Source organism: Stygiolobus sp. CP859M (assembly GCF_037389975.1).
In the GTDB taxonomy this organism is placed as follows: domain Archaea; phylum Thermoproteota; class Thermoprotei_A; order Sulfolobales; family Sulfolobaceae; genus Stygiolobus.
This window is the reverse complement of sequence record NZ_JBBHKS010000009.1, coordinates 1-19,938: the sequence shown is the minus strand read 5'-3', so window position 1 is coordinate 19,938 and position 19,938 is coordinate 1. Positions and strand designations below refer to the sequence as shown.

General features: G+C 37.8%; 16 protein-coding genes. 9 read left to right on the top strand and 7 right to left on the bottom strand.

Features of this window, described 5'->3' with window-relative positions:
* The first annotated feature begins 22 nt into the window (after positions 1 to 22).
* Positions 23 to 295: an ACT domain-containing protein gene (locus WIW72_RS03790; protein WP_337699994.1), complete on the top strand. Its 273-nt coding sequence runs from the start codon at positions 23 to 25 to the stop codon at positions 293 to 295.
* Between the two features lie 3 nt (positions 296 to 298).
* A complete protein-coding gene (locus WIW72_RS03785) occupies positions 299 to 1,636 on the top strand; it encodes a DUF711 family protein (protein WP_337699996.1) in 1,338 nt (445 codons plus the stop codon).
* A 371-nt stretch (positions 1,637 to 2,007) separates the two neighbouring features.
* Here WIW72_RS03785 and WIW72_RS03780 read toward each other — a convergent pair whose 3' ends face one another.
* The 4 genes from WIW72_RS03780 to WIW72_RS03765 all read right to left on the bottom strand — a co-directional run bounded on the left by WIW72_RS03780 (position 2,008) and on the right by WIW72_RS03765 (position 6,328).
* Positions 2,008 to 3,039 (bottom strand): hypothetical protein, encoded by a 1,032-nt coding sequence (locus WIW72_RS03780; protein WP_337699998.1) that lies wholly within the window; start codon positions 3,037 to 3,039, stop codon positions 2,008 to 2,010.
* Between the two features lie 67 nt (positions 3,040 to 3,106).
* Positions 3,107 to 3,448, bottom strand: coding sequence for a DsrE family protein (locus tag WIW72_RS03775; RefSeq protein WP_337700000.1), 342 nt, complete (start codon positions 3,446 to 3,448; stop codon positions 3,107 to 3,109).
* 30 nt (positions 3,449 to 3,478) lie between these two features.
* Positions 3,479 to 5,542, bottom strand: coding sequence for a hypothetical protein (locus tag WIW72_RS03770; protein WP_337700003.1), 2,064 nt, complete (start codon positions 5,540 to 5,542; stop codon positions 3,479 to 3,481).
* Between the two features lie 51 nt (positions 5,543 to 5,593).
* Positions 5,594 to 6,328 (bottom strand): glycosyltransferase, encoded by a 735-nt coding sequence (locus tag WIW72_RS03765; protein WP_337700005.1) that lies wholly within the window; start codon positions 6,326 to 6,328, stop codon positions 5,594 to 5,596.
* 269 nt (positions 6,329 to 6,597) lie between these two features.
* On the opposite strand from WIW72_RS03765, the gene WIW72_RS03760 reads away from it, so the two are divergent.
* Entirely contained in the window at positions 6,598 to 7,368 is a 771-nt protein-coding gene (locus WIW72_RS03760; RefSeq protein WP_337700007.1) for an MBL fold metallo-hydrolase, read from the top strand.
* Between the two features lie 51 nt (positions 7,369 to 7,419).
* Positions 7,420 to 8,853, top strand: a complete 1,434-nt coding sequence (locus WIW72_RS03755; protein WP_337700008.1) for an MFS transporter — start codon at positions 7,420 to 7,422, stop codon at positions 8,851 to 8,853.
* Positions 8,854 to 8,858: 5 nt separating this feature from the next.
* On the opposite strand, the gene WIW72_RS03750 is transcribed toward WIW72_RS03755, so the two are convergent.
* Both WIW72_RS03750 and WIW72_RS03745 read right to left on the bottom strand, forming a co-directional pair.
* The gene (locus tag WIW72_RS03750; RefSeq protein WP_337700009.1) at positions 8,859 to 11,408 is read right to left on the bottom strand and encodes a hypothetical protein; all 2,550 of its coding nucleotides are present in this window, start codon (positions 11,406 to 11,408) and stop codon (positions 8,859 to 8,861) included.
* 180 nt (positions 11,409 to 11,588) lie between these two features.
* On the bottom strand, positions 11,589 to 13,244 hold the full coding sequence (locus WIW72_RS03745; protein ID WP_337700011.1) for a hypothetical protein: 1,656 nt from the start codon (positions 13,242 to 13,244) through the stop codon (positions 11,589 to 11,591).
* A gap of 134 nt (positions 13,245 to 13,378) precedes the next feature.
* Here WIW72_RS03745 and WIW72_RS03740 point away from each other — a divergent pair, with 134 nt between their 5' ends.
* The 5 genes from WIW72_RS03740 to WIW72_RS03720 all read left to right on the top strand — a co-directional run bounded on the left by WIW72_RS03740 (position 13,379) and on the right by WIW72_RS03720 (position 18,789).
* Positions 13,379 to 14,497 (top strand): MFS transporter, encoded by a 1,119-nt coding sequence (locus WIW72_RS03740; RefSeq protein WP_337700013.1) that lies wholly within the window; start codon positions 13,379 to 13,381, stop codon positions 14,495 to 14,497.
* A gap of 62 nt (positions 14,498 to 14,559) precedes the next feature.
* Positions 14,560 to 15,033: a hypothetical protein gene (locus tag WIW72_RS03735; protein WP_337700015.1), complete on the top strand. Its 474-nt coding sequence runs from the start codon at positions 14,560 to 14,562 to the stop codon at positions 15,031 to 15,033.
* A 31-nt stretch (positions 15,034 to 15,064) separates the two neighbouring features.
* The gene (locus WIW72_RS03730) at positions 15,065 to 15,766 is read left to right on the top strand and encodes a TatD family hydrolase (RefSeq protein ID WP_337700017.1); all 702 of its coding nucleotides are present in this window, start codon (positions 15,065 to 15,067) and stop codon (positions 15,764 to 15,766) included.
* 36 nt (positions 15,767 to 15,802) lie between these two features.
* Positions 15,803 to 16,549 (top strand): SDR family NAD(P)-dependent oxidoreductase, encoded by a 747-nt coding sequence (locus WIW72_RS03725; RefSeq protein ID WP_337700019.1) that lies wholly within the window; start codon positions 15,803 to 15,805, stop codon positions 16,547 to 16,549.
* A 176-nt stretch (positions 16,550 to 16,725) separates the two neighbouring features.
* Positions 16,726 to 18,789 (top strand): fibronectin type III domain-containing protein, encoded by a 2,064-nt coding sequence (locus WIW72_RS03720; RefSeq protein ID WP_337700021.1) that lies wholly within the window; start codon positions 16,726 to 16,728, stop codon positions 18,787 to 18,789.
* A 177-nt stretch (positions 18,790 to 18,966) separates the two neighbouring features.
* Here the strand turns inward: WIW72_RS03720 and WIW72_RS03715 are convergent, their stop codons facing one another.
* Entirely contained in the window at positions 18,967 to 19,788 is an 822-nt protein-coding gene (locus tag WIW72_RS03715) for a hypothetical protein (protein ID WP_337700023.1), read from the bottom strand.
* Between the last annotated feature and the right edge of the window lie 150 nt (positions 19,789 to 19,938).

The following is a 19,938-nucleotide window of genomic DNA, read 5'->3' as shown; positions in this document are numbered from 1 at the left end:
ACTCTACTCATACATAATCCAGATGGAGAACGCTGTAATCATTGTGGTCGGTGCTGATAAACCGGGAATAGTAGCAGGGATCGCATCTAAGCTCGCGGAAAATAACGCCAACATAATAGACATTTCACAGACCGTAGTCAGAGGAATATTTGCAATGATAATGGTAGTAGACATATCGAAGTGTAAAGTGTCCCTAGCGGAGTTAAGAAAGCAATTGCAAGAGAAGGGTAAGGAACTAGGAGTAGAAGTGCAAGCCTACCATGAAGAGGTCTTCAGATATATAGAAAGGGTGTGAAGAATGCGGTACAGTGCTGAGGAAATTGTCGAAGTCTATAGAATGCTGAGAGAAGAAGAATTAGACATAAGGTCTGTCACATTGAGTGTGAACACACTATTCGCACTTACAGGAAACTTGGAGTCAACCATAAAGAGATTGGAGACTCTAAACCAAACCTTAGAAAAGTTCACTTATGCCGTGGATGAAGTATCAGGGAAATACGGTATAAGGGTAGTGACCAAGAGGGTAGCAGTGTCTCCTATCCAATTCTTCCTAGAAAGTTTAGCAGAAGAAGAAGGAATAGAAATAGCTAAATTTTTAGATAAACTCGCTGAGATTTACAAAATAGACTATATAAGTGGATATTCAGCCTTTGCTGACAGAGGTTTTACTAAAGGGGCCCTAAAGACCCTAAAGACCTTTGCAAAAGCGTTAAACAATACTCACAGACTGACAGGCATGATAAACGCTGCGTCTACTATTGCTGGGATGAATATGGAGGCAATAAAACTGTATGTTAATGAAATCTTTAACATGCCACCTACCTCATCTTCTAGGGCAACGATAATGGCTAACGTACCTCCCGATTCCCCATTCGTACCTTCCGCTCATCACGGTCTCGGGATGCCTGAAGCTACTATTAACATAGCAGTTAGCGGACCGGGTGTAATAGAAAGCGCAATACGGAGGAGTAATCCCAAAGCACTACAAGAACTTCATGACGTGATCAAGAGAGCTGCGTTTAAGGTCACAAGGCTGGGCGAATTGATAGGAAAGAGCGTGGCCGAGAAGATGGGGATAAATTTCACAACCGTGGACTTGTCCTTAGCTCCCTCTCCGACAGTTGGGGACAGTGTTGCTGGGATTATAGAGGCAATGGGCATAGAGAAGATGGGAGGTCACGGATCTCTAGCTGCATTAGCGATATTGATGGATGCGGTAAAGAAGGGAGGTGCAATGGCTACCTCGGCAGTAGGGGGACTCAGTAGCACCTTTATACCGGTAAGCGAGGACTCCGTTATGATCGAGAGAGCATTAGAAGGGTATATAGACTTTTATACTCTCATCGCCTTATCAGCGGTTTGTAATAGCGGGATCGATATGGTAGGAGTGAGTAAGTCCCAAGGGATGGACAAGGTCATAGGTCTTATATCAGACGTGCTAGCCTTGGGAATTACCCTGAACAAAATTCTCGGGGCGAGGATTATTCCGGTAGATTCCCCTCCAGGTTCCTACGTGGACTTAGGAGGACTGTTAGGTAAGGTCGTTGTCATGAAATTAAAGGATGTAGACGTTTCAGGGTTTATTTCCCACACCGGTTACGTACCTAGCACTATCAAGAGGCTCGAGTTGGGTTAAAGAACTATCTCGACGGTTCTTGGTTCGATTATAAAAAATGATGTGATTAAAATGCGATATTGAAACCTTCACAAAGAAAGAGGGTTTGGGGCGAAAAGCCTCGCTAAGGAATTGATAGCCCCGTGTTTAAATACTTCTTTGCCAAAATTTCTCTTAGTGACACTAATGAAGCTCCTCCCTAGTTTAATGGGACTTTGGGAGGAACAATCAGTATCTCTCTCAAGGGATTAGAGCTCGACAATGAAAGTCCCCCTTTCAAATGGAGTAGTTCTCTGAGCCACTCGACTGCTCACCAGATGTAATCCCGAATCGATGGTGAGAACGATGAGGAGGGAATCCTCGCTGGCGGGGAGGAAGTCAGATGATGACGTTCAAGCCCAACCTAATACTTGCCTGATCTTTTTCTCATGTCTCTTAAGGTCTGGAAATACTTTCACGAAGTATTCGAAATATTCCCTAAATATTTCGAGTTCTTCTTTGCTCACAAGGTTATACTTAACAGCTTTATCCACGTAAACCCACGCTCTGTGATCAAACATAAGGAGCTCTAAGTAATACTCCCTGTACTCGGATGTCAGTATTCCGCTCTTCAATAGTTTTACGAAAATTTTTCCGTCAAAGAGTCTCTCGAAAAATATGCTTATGTATTGAGAGATGAGATCCTTTTCTAGAAAAGGGGAAATCCTCGTGATTACCATCCACGTAGACTTAGACCTTATCTTGTTTAGGAGGACTGCGGAGTTAGAGTAAATTTCGTTTTCTGAGATAACACCTGATCGTACGAACTCTGGAGAGTAATACCACGCTGTTAAATTTCCCCTTTTAAGCCCGTTAATAACTATTTGCTTAACCGTTCCGTCTTTTCTTCTTGTGAGCAAGAATTTCCAGAAGTATTTGGACTTTATTGAGCCAGACTTAACATGAGGATCCTCAAGCACGAGAGAAGGGATTGCAATTCCTCCTTTGTATACGACTTCCCATAACTCTTCATGTGAAGGCAGTAATTCGTATAATTTTTTCTTATTCTCCTCTATTTTATCCCTAACTAGGTCTATGATTTCGAGAATTATTTCCCACCCCTCAGCTTGCGTAAGCACTTGACTCAATGTATTCTTACGTGAATCTATGAAATCTTTATCGACTAAGCCCTTTTTGAATGCCGATATAATTACTCTCCAAGATGATAGTTTATCTCCTAAATACAGTTCCTTATCTAAGTTTTCTAAAAGGGCACTTACGTCTCTAATACAAGGTAATAACTTGTTTAAGACTTTAGAATACTTATGGAAAAACTTGGGGTCTTTAACATAGTCATCGACCTTATCGCATGATGTATTGATTATAAGGTTAACTGTATCCTCATCTGGGTAATATTTCAATATTTCGTCAAGCGGTAAGCCCATAATAGATTTTCCCGTGAGGAAGTTAAATCCGTAAGTTATAAACAAAAAGAAGATGAGATTAAAAAGGTCAGAAAGTTAACACAGTATACCCATTGTCAGCAAATTTAACTATTACATCAGCTCCTCTCGATATTTCATTAACGTATACTAAGTCTTCTTTACTCACGTTATAATTCTTCATAGCCATTTCGCATGCGTAAACGGTTATGTTCATTTTCTTTAAGTTTTCGGTAGCCTTTGAAACTATTTCTGATACGTTGTTCTTCTTTGATAAGGCTGTAATTCCGGGACCTAGAAACACTATTTTTACGTCTTGTGCTCCCATCATTTTTAACCCTTGAGCTACATTTACTGCAGTATTTACGTTAAGCTGGTCTTGGGACTTGACTACTATGAGGAATTTTGCCATGAGGAAATTTAAGTTTTAACTTTTTTAAGTTTATTTTTTAATAAGAAAAGCTCTGAAAACCTTTAAAACTCTGATGAAAAGTACCCGAGACGAACCGTACTTACGTAAGATGTAGGTGTATAAGAACAGTACTATTAGGTATACTATGGCTATACCATAAGACAAATAGAGCTTTGGTGTAAGTGAGTTATATATTGTTACTTTTCCGTTACCGCTTACGTTATACATAATGAACCCACATATGTTATAACCCATTTTTCCCTGAATCTTCCAATCAGGAGAATAAGCAAATGTCAGAAGTATATGTCTGGAGTTACTCACGTTGAAAGTAATTTGATAACCGTTAAAGGTAAATTCAACTGGTTTTAGAATAGAGCTCAAATTCTCGTTAAGAGTTATGTTACTGCTGTTAGTCTCGTAGACGTAGGATGTATTTAAGTTAACTTTGTATATTAAGAAAGGTGAATAATTTTCTACTAAATTTACTATACCAAATTTTTGTAGAATCCCTAGCGACGCTGTGTAGTTTTGAGGTGGGAGATAAACTAAATTCACGATTCCGATGTTCTGCGCATCTTCCTCAACTACAATATATTTCACGTTGAATAACATGAGGAGATTTTTAATAGACTGTAAGGAAAGGCTAACGTTATTCTCCTCTTGAATAATGTATATTAGATAGTTTAATTTCGTTGAAAGTCCACGAAACTCTCCTCCCGAATAGGTACCGCCTGCGAGTAAGGGGTTTTTGAGAAAGTACAAGAATATGTTATTACCGTAATACCAACTCGTCCCGTACCAACCGCAAACTGGAAACGGCAAAAGTAGGACAGTGAAGTCCCCATCTTGCTCATTAAGGTAAGTAATTGTCTTTATGAACTGTTGTGGTATGCTAATCCTACCAGTGTTATAAGATATTATGACTGGGTAAGGGATTACTATACTCAGAACTAGGAACAACATAAGGGAGGCAATTAACCCGGCTTTGAACTTAAGTAACTCTTCAAGGAAAGCCGAAAATAACAGTGCATAAGGTAGTGAAATTATTGGTGATAGAAAGAGCGGTGAGTCTCTAAAAGGGGCAAACAAACCGCTGTGTAGTATACCGTATTCTATTAAAGGTCTAAATGGGGTAGTATATGAGGACAATAGTCCAACCCCTAGTATCCAAATAAAGTAGAAAAACGCGAGATCTCTCCTCTTTTTCAGAAGGGGTAGTGTTAAAACGGGAGGAATAATTAATGACAACAGTAAAACGTAACTTGGGATATAAGTAATGCTTACAGCTCCCAGACTTCTTATCGTAAGGCTAAGAGGGGTGTACGTCTGAAGGTCGGTATATATAGACAAGGAAGTGTTTGCTATTCCACTAAAATATGATACTGTAGGTGCTACAGCTAAGTGAAGCCAGTAAAGTTGACCAAGGATCATTGACAAGATAGAGGCTATTATAGCGTTAAACTTCCTTATAAAGTACACAAGGATTATTATCAGATATACGAATTCGAACGGGATCACGTCAGCAGATGCAGTAAGGCTTATGAATGCTATTAGTGAGAATACAAAGAAATATTTGTAAAATGGAATCTTACCCTTGGAATAAGCTACCACAAAATAAGTGAGAACTGGTAATGAAAAATAAGTAAAGAGATCATTGAAAAAAATAGAAGAGGAAATGGAACCTGAGGAAAAGAGGTACCACGAGGACGGTAAGATCATAGAACCCAGTAATGACGCTCTTTTGGAGAAGTAGATCTGGGCTAGTTTGAAAGTAAACAATGTCCCGATATACATGAGCACTAGGGTAAATATCTCTTCGCCGTATGAACCAAAGACCTCAAAAGGTACTGTGAGCCAATAGACCCATGAGTTTGGAGCGACTATTGGGACGAAGCCGTAAGGGTAGTTAGTGTAGGGTACTACATCACCCCATTCTAGGTAGTTAAACGTGATATGCGGGTAGATAATAAAACCTTGATCCCCAGCGTAAATTACATGTCCTCTAAAAAGGATATATGATAACAATAGATCCCAGAAGAAGAGGATTAAGTAATAAGTGTCAATTTTAAACTTCCGGACTTTATTAATATCCACACATAAGTCTTGACTTCAACTACGTAATAAAATTATTACCACTCTTACTCTTTACGGTCTTAGTAACTCGATAATTTTAGATTGTATGTGTAGGAACGGTTCAGTGTAAATCACCTTTCGGAAAGGCGAGTAATAAACCCTCAGCTTAATAAGGGACAGAAACATAAATATGATGACTTTTAATAACGACTTAGAGATCTTACTGTTATTTTCGTCATGAATGTACTCGGCTGTTATTTGAACTATCTTAAATCCCCTTCTCTTAAAGGCATAAATTAAGTTAATATCGAATAAGAAGTCGTTAATAATTAGTTCGTCCAAAACTTTCAACGTAGTATCTCTTCTTACTAATTTCACTCCGGCTTGGAAGTCCTTAATTTCTCGAAGAGAGGGGAAGAATAATTTTACCAGGAATTTGAAACCATTGTGAAGGAACCTCCTTAGTTTAGTTTGGTTTTTAAACACTCTGTTTATTATCACGAGGTCTGCGTTGATCTTAGTCATATCATCTATTTTAGACAAAGGAATTGGTATGTCAGCATCTATAAGCAAAACTTTTTCGGTGTTCGAGAGTTGTATTCCTTTCTTTAAGGACCCTCCTTTACCTAGCCTCATTCTATTTATTTCTATGATAGCGTTTCTATATCTCTTAACAATCTCCGGTGTTCCATCGTTACCTTCAAATACCACTATGATCTGGGAGTTAGGGAATCTCGACGTAAGTTCTTTTAGCGCGTTATCTATCCTCTTCTCCTCGTTGTATGCTGGAATTACTATGGAGATCATGACTGGTATTAATTAAACAATGTTCTCACAATCTATATAAGAATTTCTGATTCTCTTTGAGTTTGGTTCAGTTAAGGTTATGCCTCTATCTTAAGCTTAGTAATATTTGACATATTTAAGTTATGAATTATAAGCAAGCATAAACGGTGCTTAACACAAAAAATGATCGCGTTTATACAATTTAAACGTTAAAAAGAAACTACTCATAGCGATTTATTCACAGTTTGTTTCATATAGATTAAATAGTAAGTTAGACGCTTTAATTCATAATGAGTAAAAATTTAAGGGTACACAAGCCTTATGTCATCTACGAGGAAAAAGATCACAAGTTTGTTTGGCTAGGTCTGGATGAATCGGATTACGAGAAAGGTATTCTAACTAACCAATACTTAATTGTAGACGGGAATCAGGGAGCACTATTAGACCCTGGAGGCTACTTCGTGTTCGAAAGGGTCTTCCAAAATGCTAGTGAGTTTGTGAAACCAGAGAGTATAAAGTATATACTATTCTCGCATCAAGACCCAGACGTAATAGGTTCTCTCAACCTCTGGATGGATATGACTCCTAACGCTACTATATACGTATCGGCTTTGTGGGAGAGATTCATACCTCATCTGGGGGTCGATGTAAAGGGCAGGATAGTTGATATACCAGACGAGGGAACTACTATTAAGCTAGGCAATTCGGAAATTAGAGCTATTCCAGCTCACTTTCTTCACTCCCCCGGAAATTTCCATTATTATGACGTGAAATCTAAAGTTTACTTTTCAGGAGACCTCGGTGCCGCTGTATTCCCCGAAGGTAAGTGGTACCTTATAGTCCAGAATTTCGAAGAACATGTGAAATATATGGAGGGATTTCATAGGAGGTATTTAGCAAATAAGAAGGCGTTAGATCACCTTATTGAAATTATGGAGAAACTTGATATAGAAGTCATAGCACCACAACACGGTTCTATTTTTGAAGGTGAAAATGTGAAGAAGTTTATCAATTGGTTAAAATCACTTGATAAAGTAGGGGTAGACTACCTTTGGAGTTAAGGTAAAAAGATATATCGAAACTTTTTTATCTTGACACTCGGACTTCCTTTTATGGACATCAGATCTAAGACACTTCTTATTCTATCGAGTATGCTGTTAGTTGTTAATTACGTCGAGACGATGGTAATACCCGCATTGCCCACTATTGAAAATGATTTCTCTATCTCCACTACTCTGGCAGGCTGGATAACGTCTGCTTATATGATCGTTGCCGCAGCCACTTCTCCCTTAATGGGCAAATTAGCTGATACTTACGGGAAGAAGAAAATGTACGTAGTAGCAATAGTTTTCTACATAGTTGCTGTTTTGATTGCAGGGTTTTCGCCTAATATTTGGGTTCTTATAGGGGCTAGAGCTGTACAAGGTGTCGGGTTTTCTATGTTCCCTATTGCTATAGCAATAGTGACTGATTTATTCCCTAAAGAAAAGGTAGCATTCGCTCAAGCTATTCTAAGTGCAACTATTGGTATAGGACCTGCCCTAGGTCTCCTAATAGGGTCTTATGTAGTAGAGGATCTGGGTTGGACTTATGCGTTCCACACAGCAGCTATTTTGTCACTAATAATCTTTGTAATATCATTAAAGTACTTGCCTCACACTGGGCATAGAGTTAAAGAAGCAGTTGATTATGTAGGAGCATCTCTGATAGGACTTGGAACGGTAATGTTACTCGTATACATAACTGAGGGACCTACACTGGGATGGGACAATCCTGAAAACTTGATACTTCTTCTATTATCATTCATGCTCTATGTAGTTTTTATTCTTTACGAGAGGAGAACTAAAGAACCACTACTCAGACTGGACTTATTTATGATAAGGAATTTCGCTGTAGCTAACATTGTGGGCCTGATATCTGGTGTAGGCATGTTCACTGTGTTTATATTCCTTGTTTATTATGCACAACTTCCCCAACCCTACGGTCTAGGTCTTTCAATAATACAGTCAGGTCTATTGATGTCTCCGGTAGCGTTAGGTATGGTCATATTTGGGCCTATTTTTGGCAGGATGATGCCTAAAATAGGTCCCAAACCTCTATTGGTCACAGGTAGTTTGCTTACAATGATAGCTTACATCTTGTTAATGACTTATAGGGCTACGTCACAAGAGGTTTTACTTGACGGTTTCTTATCCTCTTTAGGACTTGTAGCGGTAATACTTCCATTAGTAAATATGGTAGCTTTATCACTACCCGACCAGTATAGAACTACCGGAATGGGCATGAACACTCTACTGAGGACAATAGGAGGGGCAGCAGGTCCTGTCGTCGGTACTGCTTTAATGCAAGCATATCAAGTCCCTATAATCGTCATGGTTAATAATCAGATACTAGTAATGGGATACGCACCGTCATCCACCGCATTTAATTACATTGCCTTATTTGGTTTCATGATGATGTTACTTACATTGTTGGGTTCTATGTTCGCTAAAAACTACAAGTTCAGTGTAGAGAGAAGGGAAAAAGTAAAGCCCTTAGTTACCTGAAGTTCTTATCCAACTTCTATTTTGTATTTGCTCGTTATTTCCTCAGTTGTTAGCCAAACAAGGAATGCAATATAGGGATAATATATTAAATATTCTGGGTAACTCCTAGTAAAAGTTAGTATCACGTATATTGGAATCATTAAGCTGACCTCCTCTAACCTCTTCCTAAAAAGGTAGGTGATTATTAACGTTAAAGCTAACGTAATGTAAGGTATAGGCTTGAATAGAGTTAAGGGCCAGATCGTATGAAAGACGAAAATACCTATTATCGTAACTATACCTATACCAACCATTGGTAATTTAGCAAGGACTGGAAACAACATAAGATAGAGTGACTTAGGATAGGTTATAACGAAAGGTAAGAGTAGTAATATTGAGATAACGATTGAAGTAATTAGAAAGCGCTTAACGTAATTCCCCCCGAATTTAGTGTTTAAGTAGATGAGCAGGTAAGGAAAGAGTATTATAGCTTGGGGCATTGAGTCTACAGCCATCCCCGTCAACAATCCGAAAATTAGAGGGGACTCGTAAAATGTCAAGCCCAGAATTATTAAAACTATCCACGAAGTAGAGTCCAGTAGAAATACGAATCCGTAAGATGTTACGAAATATCCTGACATTAGGATTAAAGTTAAGGCTAATGCTTTCTCCCAATCTCCTCTCCTCATGAACTTTAAGAAAATTAAGGAAATAATAATAATTATGTAAACTAAGAGTTCCCACAACCTTACAGGTATGTTAAATACGTGGGCTGGAACTAAGAATATCGCATTCATCGGAGGGTAATCATAAAAAGTTATGTTTTCTGTCGGTAGCCCATGATAATAGTAAGTACCATTAGGTGTATAATAGGGTGTAAAAACCTTAGATGCATGTAATTGTGAAATGTTAATAACATCGTTAGAGTAGTGAAATATTTCGTAAAGTGAACCGAAATACGGTAAGGAATTCATTACTTGTGAGTAATTACAAATGTACGGATTTACACCGTTTATTATACTTTGAGAAGCCAGATCAGGGAGTAACATTGCATCCCCGATGTAGCCGTGCCCCATTACTATGAAATTCGTACCGTGAAGTTCAGAAGGTATGAATAATAAGACTAAGGTCGATAAGGAGAGGATGATTAGGAACAATAAATATGGAGAGATCTTGAAAACTAGGTTTCGGAAATATATCATGAAGGGAGTGACAATGAATAAGGCAAAAAGGGCAAAAGCAGTTTGTATGTTAGAGATCACCCCGAAGGTATAGACTCCGTACATGTATACTATAGATAATAACCCTAATACGACAGAATATGCAGAGATTCTTGTCAGAACCGATTCTGATATGTCCAGAGATAGCTCTCCTCTCTCCACAATGAATACGTAAACCAAAAATATCAACGGTAAAAAGTACATATAATAAGACGGTAAAGGTCTATAATAAAAGAAAAATGATATCAAAGGAAAGGCCAGAATGCCGTATCTCAGCGTATCATAATACCTCAAGGATAAGATTAAGCCAATAACTATAATCATAATTAAGCCGACGAACGACCATGTCTTTGTAACTTCTATTCCTAAATAAGTTAAAGAAATTAGTCCAGGACCTCCGTCATAAGGCCTAAAATTAGCTACGAATGGGAGTAAGTTATCCCTCCAGAATGCCTTAGGATTAAGTAGGATAAAAGGAAGATCTAAGACTACGGCGGTGATTAAACCATATTTCACCACGCTTTTTACGTCATATCCCTCCTTCCAGATCAAGATTAGGTAAAATAGGGTGAAAATCAACACGTAAAGTCTATAAGTTGATGCCCAAGCTAGCATGATCCCAGAGAGTAAGGGGTTTTCCGGAAAGAGAATTGCTACCACAAATGGTACTATCCAGCCTGGAGTATTCCTATATAATAGAAGAGGAGCGAAATACATGAACATAAACGATGAGGCTAGTAACGAGAAGAGAATCTTGTTTTTTCCTTTCAGTTTATGGAAAATTAGAGCGGAACCAAGGGCTAGGATACCTGCATTATACACGTTTGCTGGAATGCCGAAGGCTACAGCAGGCAGGTAATATAGAGCGGCTGAAGGGAGGTAGTCAAAGTTGTGGACAAAACCGACTATAGTAGAGGGTGTGTAATTACTAGTCCCTTGTTTAAAGATCCACGTGTACTGTTGAGGGGCTAAGGAGGAAAGCATCTGTGGTTCATAATCTTGCGTATATGGATTATGACCCTCGAGTAATGACCTAGCTGCAAGTAACTGAATCAACTGCGCGTCTGTAGGGGAGGGTAGTTCTAGCACAATTTTCTCCGGCGTAAAGCCTAAAGTGAATCTGGCTACTATCAAGCTTAAGAGAATAAATAAGAAAGTAATGAGTATGGAAAGTTTAAACACGCTTTCTTTAGGCCTTAAAGACAAGAAAATTAAGGCTACGCTAATAAAGAATGCTAATATCGAGAACACTATTGAAGGCAGGAACGGGAAGTACCAATATAACGGCCAACCATTGTAATTTCCTACGTAAGCATATGTTCCTACGTTGTAGTAAAAGAATACACTCAGCGCCATCATTCCTAGGGAGAGAAATATCATAAAAGTTGTCATAGTCTTATTGTTCAATTCGGCTCATGAAACGTTGATAGTATAATACTATATATGATTTTTCAACACTCTCTGGCTATAAAATGTGAAATTTTAAGCAAAAAATTAAGATAAAAATGTAGATTAATAACAATAATTAATTTTCACTTATAAGCAAGTTTTAAAGTTTAATAGTTCGTATCCCTGATAATTTGAATAATATGCATTTATTTCAATGATTTTTGTATTATTTATGTTTATGTAGAGAAAATGATATGGGGCATATACATATACAATCTCTGACCCTCCCGTCTTCAAAATAGTTGAATTAGAACACCATAAAAGTCCGTTGGCAGTTATTGTAGGAGAGTCTTGGAGTATCCTGAAGTGGGGTAGGGCTGATCCCTCACCGTAGAATGATACGTTTATAAGGAACGCAAATACGTAATCGTCTTTCTCAAAAACTTTGATGACTTTCATGTGAATTGAATTTTGGTAACTGAGAAAATTAAAATGGAAATAGATACCTGATATGAGAAGAATTAAAATTATCAAAGCAAAGATCAATCTTCTGACTTTTTTCGGATTTACGAGAAGGAGTTTGTTATTTTGGAAAGAGTCTACATAAGAAAATAATGGCCAATACATTAAGTAATTCCATAAAACCCTATAAAAGAACGAGAATGACAAATATACTACACCGTACCATCTTTTATTAGTCAATAATCCAACAATTAGTATCAGAATTGAGGCAATTGTGAAAAAAGCCGGATAGAGGTAATATAACCCAGTTATAGAGATTACGTCTATCCCGTAACCGATTTGTATCAATCCTCCCTTTAGGGGGGTCAACAAGTCGTTTAAGAATAGAAATGGAGATAGGTAAATGAAATATGCGTTAATTAGTAGAAAAGTAAGTCCTGTAAACCATAGGAATTTAATCCTCTCTTTACCTAGGTGTAACAAGTAAAATGGAAGTATGATTAATGGATCTTGTTTATATGAAATCGCTAACCCGTAAAGAACTCCTTTCAACCTCGCGTTTTTCACAGTCATAGATAATAACACAAAAAATACCCAGATAATATCATCTACTCCACCTAGAGGATAAAAAAGATAGTTATAATTTAGTAAATATATAGATATAAAAAGTAAAAAAGTTAGTTCATCAGTGTTTAAATACATTAAAACTCCTGTTAACAAGTAAAAAATGAGAATTTCATAATTAGGTGATATATTTAGTATAACTGTCGGAATCTCTACAAGGAAAAAAAGTGAAGGGTAATTTAAATTGGTGACGAAACCTCCTGTAGTATAAGGGGTTCCAATTAAATATTTAGTATACGTTAAATTATAGAATGAATATACGTTAGAAGTCAGAGAATAATTATAAGGGTTTAGATGATGAATAAACAAATAAGCTGAATAATAACCTATCAAAATCTCGTCAGTACCGAAGAAAGTTCTATCAGGTAAAAATAAGAGGGGGATTCCGAAGAACAGAATGAGAGTTACTTTTTTCAATAACTTGTAATAAAAACCTATGAGCAACGGTATGTAAAGAATGAGGAACACTACATTTCTGGTTATTACAAAATAGAGTACTGGAACTACAAATAATTCAGAAATGGCTAGGTAATATGCTACCTTATTATCAATTTTAAGATCACTAATAAGGAGTACACCGCTTAGGAATAGTAGCATAAGTGCTGGAATCGTGTAATAATACTCAAGGTATGCGTTACTTCCGTCAAATTCCATCGCGATGAATAAGAGTAATTGTGCAATATTGGCTATCGCTGGTTCTTTTTTTACAATTTCCACGAATCGAATTTTATGTTCGTCAGATATATCTTTAATCGGTAATAGAAAGATTAAGTGTAATTGTATATTTAAACACGGTTTACAATTTTTATAGTTCTACAAATAAAATACTTCAATAAATATAAGGCATACTCATGCAAAAATGGATTCACTCAACAATAGCATCGGTATTCGCATGGGCTGGTAATATATACGATCTCCTGATAATCACTTACGTTTACACGGACTTATCCACATGCCTCGGAGTTAATACTGTGACGGGGACTTTATTATTTGCCTTAGGTCTGATATTCAGGGTAATTGGCGGTTACGTTTTCGGTAGGATAGCCGATATGAGGGGGAGGAAAATAGTGTTAAACGTAGGAACTGCGGGATATGCCTCGTTTCAGGCAATGTTAGCATTTGCTCCCAATGTTTATGTATTGCTTTTAGCCAGAGCTTTACAAGGACTTTTTATGGGTGCACAATGGACAGCGGGTACTGTGATAGCTTATGAAAACGCCCCACCTTCGATGAGGGGGTTGATTAACGGGATAGTACAAGCCGGTTACGGATTAGGTTACGCATTAACTGGATTAGCCTATTTATATTTGCATGAAGACTGGAGATTATTCCTACTTACGGGTGCCCTTCCCTTAATACTTATACCGTATATAATAACGAAGGTAAGCGACGTGACTACATTCACGAAAAAGAGAAAGATTACCGTAAAGCCCTATCTGAGTGTCATAATAAGGTCCACGATAGTTATAGCAGGAATGTTCTTCTCTTATTACTCAATATTCGCCGTATATCCCGAGTTCCTCTCATCAATTGGTATCTCAGACAAATTAGTAGGGGTTTTGATGACTGTCTCTAACATAGCCTTAGGTATTTCGTTTATAGTATTCGGTAGGGCTTCGGACGTTATCAGTAAAAGGTCGTTGATTATTGTCGGAGTTATAGGCGAAATGATAGGTTTACCTTTAATGTTAGATATAATTCACGGCTATGTAGCGTTAGGTTTAATGATTTACACGATATCTACCGGGTTTTGGCCTTTGGCACCGTTACTAATTGTTGAGTCGGTTCCGATCGAAGCCAGAGGTGCAATGACAGGCCTCGCATACAATCTGGGTAGCATAATAGGTGGAATAGGTAGTATTACTATGGGATACTTGGTCACTTTATACGGAATAAGGTCTACGTCCCAGTGGGGAATGATAATGGGATATGCATCTTTATTAATCGTTTTCCTTACTTTAATTACATGACATCAAGCTGGTAATAAGGTGAAGTCTAACTTATAAACTGTTCATGTCTAACCAATTTTTTCATGATAGGAAAAGTAATTGGAATAACTTTAGTTATTTTAACCTCGCTAACGGCTTTTGGTATATACTTTCATTTCATAAAAGTAATTGGAGATAAACTAGTCATATCACTACCTTCAAAGGTGTCTACGTATATGACAATTGTTAACAATTTAACGGAAGTCAAGTATTCACACTTCCTCGAGAAGAGTTCGACCCTCTTGTTGTACTCGAACTCTTCCAATTTCACATACGTATACAAAGTAAACCCATTATCAGGAGTGTATAACGTAGAGATCCGCTCATACTCTCAGGAGCCTTTCTCTATTGAGATAATAAACATAAGTGACGGAGAGGTAATTTACAACAAGATGGGGGTAAAGCTTTCGGACTTTAGAGCATACAACATCTCATCACCGTTAAAGATTGAGATATTCAACATCTCCTCAGAGCTAGACCTAAACGTTACAATGTATTCTTTTTCTGGCACAAGTTAGGTATTTATCCCTTATCTTCGCAATCTAAATTATGAAGGCAGTACGTTTTTATGATGCTCATTGCCACTACTCCTACCTAAAGAAAAATTATGAAGGCTTTGTGATTGCAGGTGTATCTATGGACTATGCGTCTTCCGTTGAAACGTTGTCGTTAAAGTCAGAAAACGTACTCACTGGAGTGGGTATTCATCCTTGGAAAGTCCATGAAGAGAAGTTAGAGAAAATAGAAGAATTAATAGGTAAAGCAGATTTTATAGGAGAGGTAGGGTTGGACTACAGATTTGCGAAAGCGAACAAGGAGTTACAGCTCTCCTATTTTACTTTCTTTGTGAGAAAGGCAGCTGAGAATGATAAGTTGATTAATGTTCATGCTTTAGACGCATGGAGGGACGCATTCAACGTACTAATTGATGGAGGCGTCAAGAGGGCAATCTTCCACTGGTATTCAGGACCCGAGGACTTACTAAAAGACATTGAAGGTGCTGGTTTTTACATAACCGTTAACCCGTCGGTGACGTTTCAACAGAAGCACAGAAGGCTTATAGAAAAAGCTCCAGTGGAGATCTTACTAACGGAAAGCGATGGCGGTTATGAATATAGGGGAAAGCTCCTAGAGCCTACTGATATAATTAACACTATCCCGTTCGTGGCACAGCTTAAGGATATAGATGTAGAGGAGTTATCAAAAATTATAGAGAATAACTTTAGGAATGCGTTCAACTTGAAAATTTAGGTAAAAGTTTTTCATCTTAACCTTCAAATTATCAGTGTGGAAGAACGGAAAATAGCGATCGTTACGGGGGCAAGTAAGGGAATAGGTAAGGCTACTGCAATTAAACTAAAACAACTAGGATATACTGTTATCTCCGTATCTAGAAGTCAACCAGATGTAGGTGATGTGAAATACCAAATAGATGTGAGCAATAAGGATGAAGACTTTAGGGTCGTCAAAGAAGTAAAAGAGAAGTTCGGGAAAATAGACGTTCTAGTAAACAATGCTGGTTTTGGGGTTTATGGTTCTTTCTTAGAGACCTCTTTAGAGGAAGAGGAATATATGGTCAAAACCTTATTTCTTGCCCCTCTTTATTTTACAAAGGCAGTTCTACCGGATATGGTTAAGAGGAGAGGAGGAGCAATCGTAAATATAGTGTCGGAGGCGGCTTACGTTGCCTCTCCTAAACTCATAGTTTATTCCGCATCTAAAGCGGCTCTAGCCCATTTCACGAATGCCTTATGGGCTGACATGAGGAAGTATAACGTTAAGGTGAGTGGTGTGTACCCTGGGCCCGTGAAAACGAATTTCACTTCTCACCCTTCGTTTAAGAATGTTAAGGAGACAATATTCGATAAATATGCTGTTGAACCGGAAAAAGTAGCAAATGCCGTTGTTAAAGCTATTAGAACTGGAAAGAGGGAAATATATGTCTCTTCTAAATTGATGATGGATCCATATTTCCTAAAATTAGCAATGGTAATGCAGAACTTAACTTACTATATCATTTCTAAAATCTTTTAAGCTTAAGTAAGACCTAAATTCTCTTTATTACATGTTTTAACTCAGTAATTTACGGGTGATTTTATTATTAGCATGGTAATATATAACGAGTAATGCGGAAACGACAAGTAACCTTTCTTTTAATTCTCTCACTGTTGATACCAACAATATATATGGTTATTATAACCCATTCTGACGTGAGCTTTAGGTGCCAAGACCTCCCTAGCTTGCCTATTGCAGTTCAAGATCCGGCCGTGGTTTACTTCAACAATTCAATATATGTTATAGGAGGAATGGCACAAGGTCCCTCATATTCTTCAGCGGTATTTATTTACTCGCATGGGAGGTGGACTCAAGGACCTAGTCTACCTTTCCCTTTAATAGGTGCTAGGGCTGTAGTATATAACGGAAGTATTTATGTAGTAGGAGGGCTTAACATATCTGGGATATTCGGGGGCATATTGAAACTTCAGGGAGATCAGTGGGTAATAGTCTCTAACTCTATGCCACGACCGGTTTATGACGAGGGAGTCTTTATTTATGATAATCAGCTCTATGTAATAGGAGGAGCTAATTTCACCGGGCTTGACTTAGCTCCTCCCTCAAACCTAATACAAGTCTACTCGTTTTCAGACGGAAGTTGGAAAATAATAGGAAAGACACCCCAGCCCCTCTCTAACTTTGGTTATTACTTCAACGGGTCAGTATTGTTCGTAATAGGAGGATATATTGGGTATGCCTCAACTACTGCATCAGTTTACGAGTATTTCCCCTCCAATAATTCATGGGTATCATTACCTTCATTGGCTTCAGGTATTGAGGGAGAAGCTGTAGGTTATTACGAAGATACGTTATTTTTTGTAGGAGGTTATTATTTTAGTTACGGCGTTATACAACTCGGCGTTATTGCATATTTGTACAACAATACATGGCATTACACAACGTATACTGAAAATGTTCCTACTGAGTCCAGCGGTTACGTACAATTAGGCAATACGTTGTATATAGTAGGAGGAGCTTTATTACCATCACAAGTACCTACAGACGCGTTTCAGTCTGTGAAAATAATATTACCACCTCCAGCCCCTAAAATAGTGTATTACTCAGCAGGAAACGAAACTGCGACGATCGTATGGTCTGATAACGCTTCTACTGGTTACTACATAAATTATTGGAGCAGCGACGGTCAGAAGGGGTCTGTTATGACCTACTCTACTTCTTATACATTCACTAATCTAACTGACGGGGTAAAATACTATTTCCAAATAATCCCTTTCAACCAACAAGGTAACGGTACACCCTCACAGATAATAGTCTTGACTCCATTTTCCGTTCCAAACCCTCCAATACTTCACGTAAAGTTAGGAGATAAAAATGCTACAGTATCATGGAAAACAACTTTTAACGGTGGGTTTCCCATCCTTGGATATTATCTGTTCATGAAGGGAGGAAATATTACGTTTGCTAAAAACTTAGGGAATATAACGTCTTATACTTTCACTAATTTAACTCCGGGTAAGACTTACACTGTCGGGGTTATAGCCTATAATCAGATAGGGAACAGCAGCGAAGCCGAGGTAGATTTTGTTGCTGTCGAGAAAGCATCGGTACTTTTCGTAGTTAGTAAATTAGCAGAAGGTTTATTAGTATCATGGAATTCAACCCAACCCTCAAAGTTCATCCTTACTGTGACCTCAGGAGGTAAAGTCATTGAAAACCTCACGTTAACTAATTACTCAGTGCTACTTAAGATACCCTTCGGAGTCTATAATGTAACTTTGGAGGCTATAAACCAAGCTGGCATTACTACGACAAGTGCATTAGTATCGTATTACATAAAACCCGCAGTACCAGACGTTACAGTGACGATTGAGAATAATTACATAAACGTGAGTTGGCCACCCTCACCGTATGCTCAATACTACTTGATATATGTTAACAATACCCTTGTGACAAATACCACAAAAACATCGGTATTAATACCATTAAGCGACGGATATCTGGTGATAAAAGTAATTGCCGCTAACGCAGGAGAGGAGTCGACCCCGTATGTCGAGAAGATAGACTATTCTGCAGATATTTCTCAAATTAACGTTACTTCGACCGATGTTAATAGTAACTTCACGTTAATTCAGAGTATAACACCACCTACCACGTCAGTAACGGATGTGAGTATAAACTTAACAACGGCGATAGTTGTCATTAGTTTATTCTTGCTATCATTAGTGGTTGTACTTGTGATATTAGAAAAGACCAAATGATTGAAAAACTGGCTATCTTTATTTCCTCATCAAACGATCAAATATATTCAATAATTTCTTCATTGAATAAGCTAAATCAACTGAGATATTACAATTCACAAAGGATTCCTGAATCTCCCAAATGTAATTTGCAATGTTAAAAGGGGAAAAAGATACATAGAATACTAAAGTTATGGTTTATTTTTCTGAGCTTAACCCTTTAAGTTTACTGAACACTCCGAGGAACATGAAAAGTGATGCTAAGGGAAAGATTAAAGACGTTAAGCCAAGGTTTATAACTAGTCCTTCCATAAAGTTGTCCAGAGCGGTAATTATAGTGCCGACTAATGATATTACAGCCACTTTATCAATATCCTTATTTACAGTCCTGGCGTAAAGGTAAGACACGTTAGGGGATACGATTGCATAGAGAAAAGAATAAGCGATGTACATGACACCGCCATAATATTCAGTTCCCATGAGAGCCAAAATCAGCAATGAAAGCATAAAGCTCATGATAAGTAATCTGCCTTTGATAAACTTGGAAAAATAAGCACCTATCGAAGAGATAACAAATACAATGACGAAATAAAACACCTCATCATATACTGATAAACCGGTGTAGTAGTGAATTACTATCGGTATCATGTTGGTGAAGAGTGAAATGCCTATAATATAGGTTAAGTACCAAGAAAACTCCCTCAAACTTCTCCTAACAAATTCAATTGATAGGGTGTATTTTACAGCAACCGGCTTCATTTCAATAAACTGTGACAGAACTATAGGAACAATCGCAACGAGAAAGAAAGAAAGGTAAAAAGCAGAGAATGGAATGTACTTAGTAAGGTAAAAGGCAAGGAAACCAAGGGCTGCGAATACTCTCCTCAAAAAACCTAGTGCGGAAAATTTAGATCTATCTAAATCTATCAAGAATACAGTAACCGAAGAACCTAGAGAACTTGAAAGACCTATCAGTAAAGCATTTGCCAGGAAAGTAAACAGAGAGGGATATAAAGCCAAATTAAGGAACACTATGGATGAAAATAAAAAACAGCAGTTATGGGAATCTTAGGGAGGTAATACCAAGAAGTCGGTATTAGCGAGAAGTTTTTAATTTTAGACGTCTTCATACTGAAAAGATGTCAAACGGAAAAGGACAAATCGAGTTAG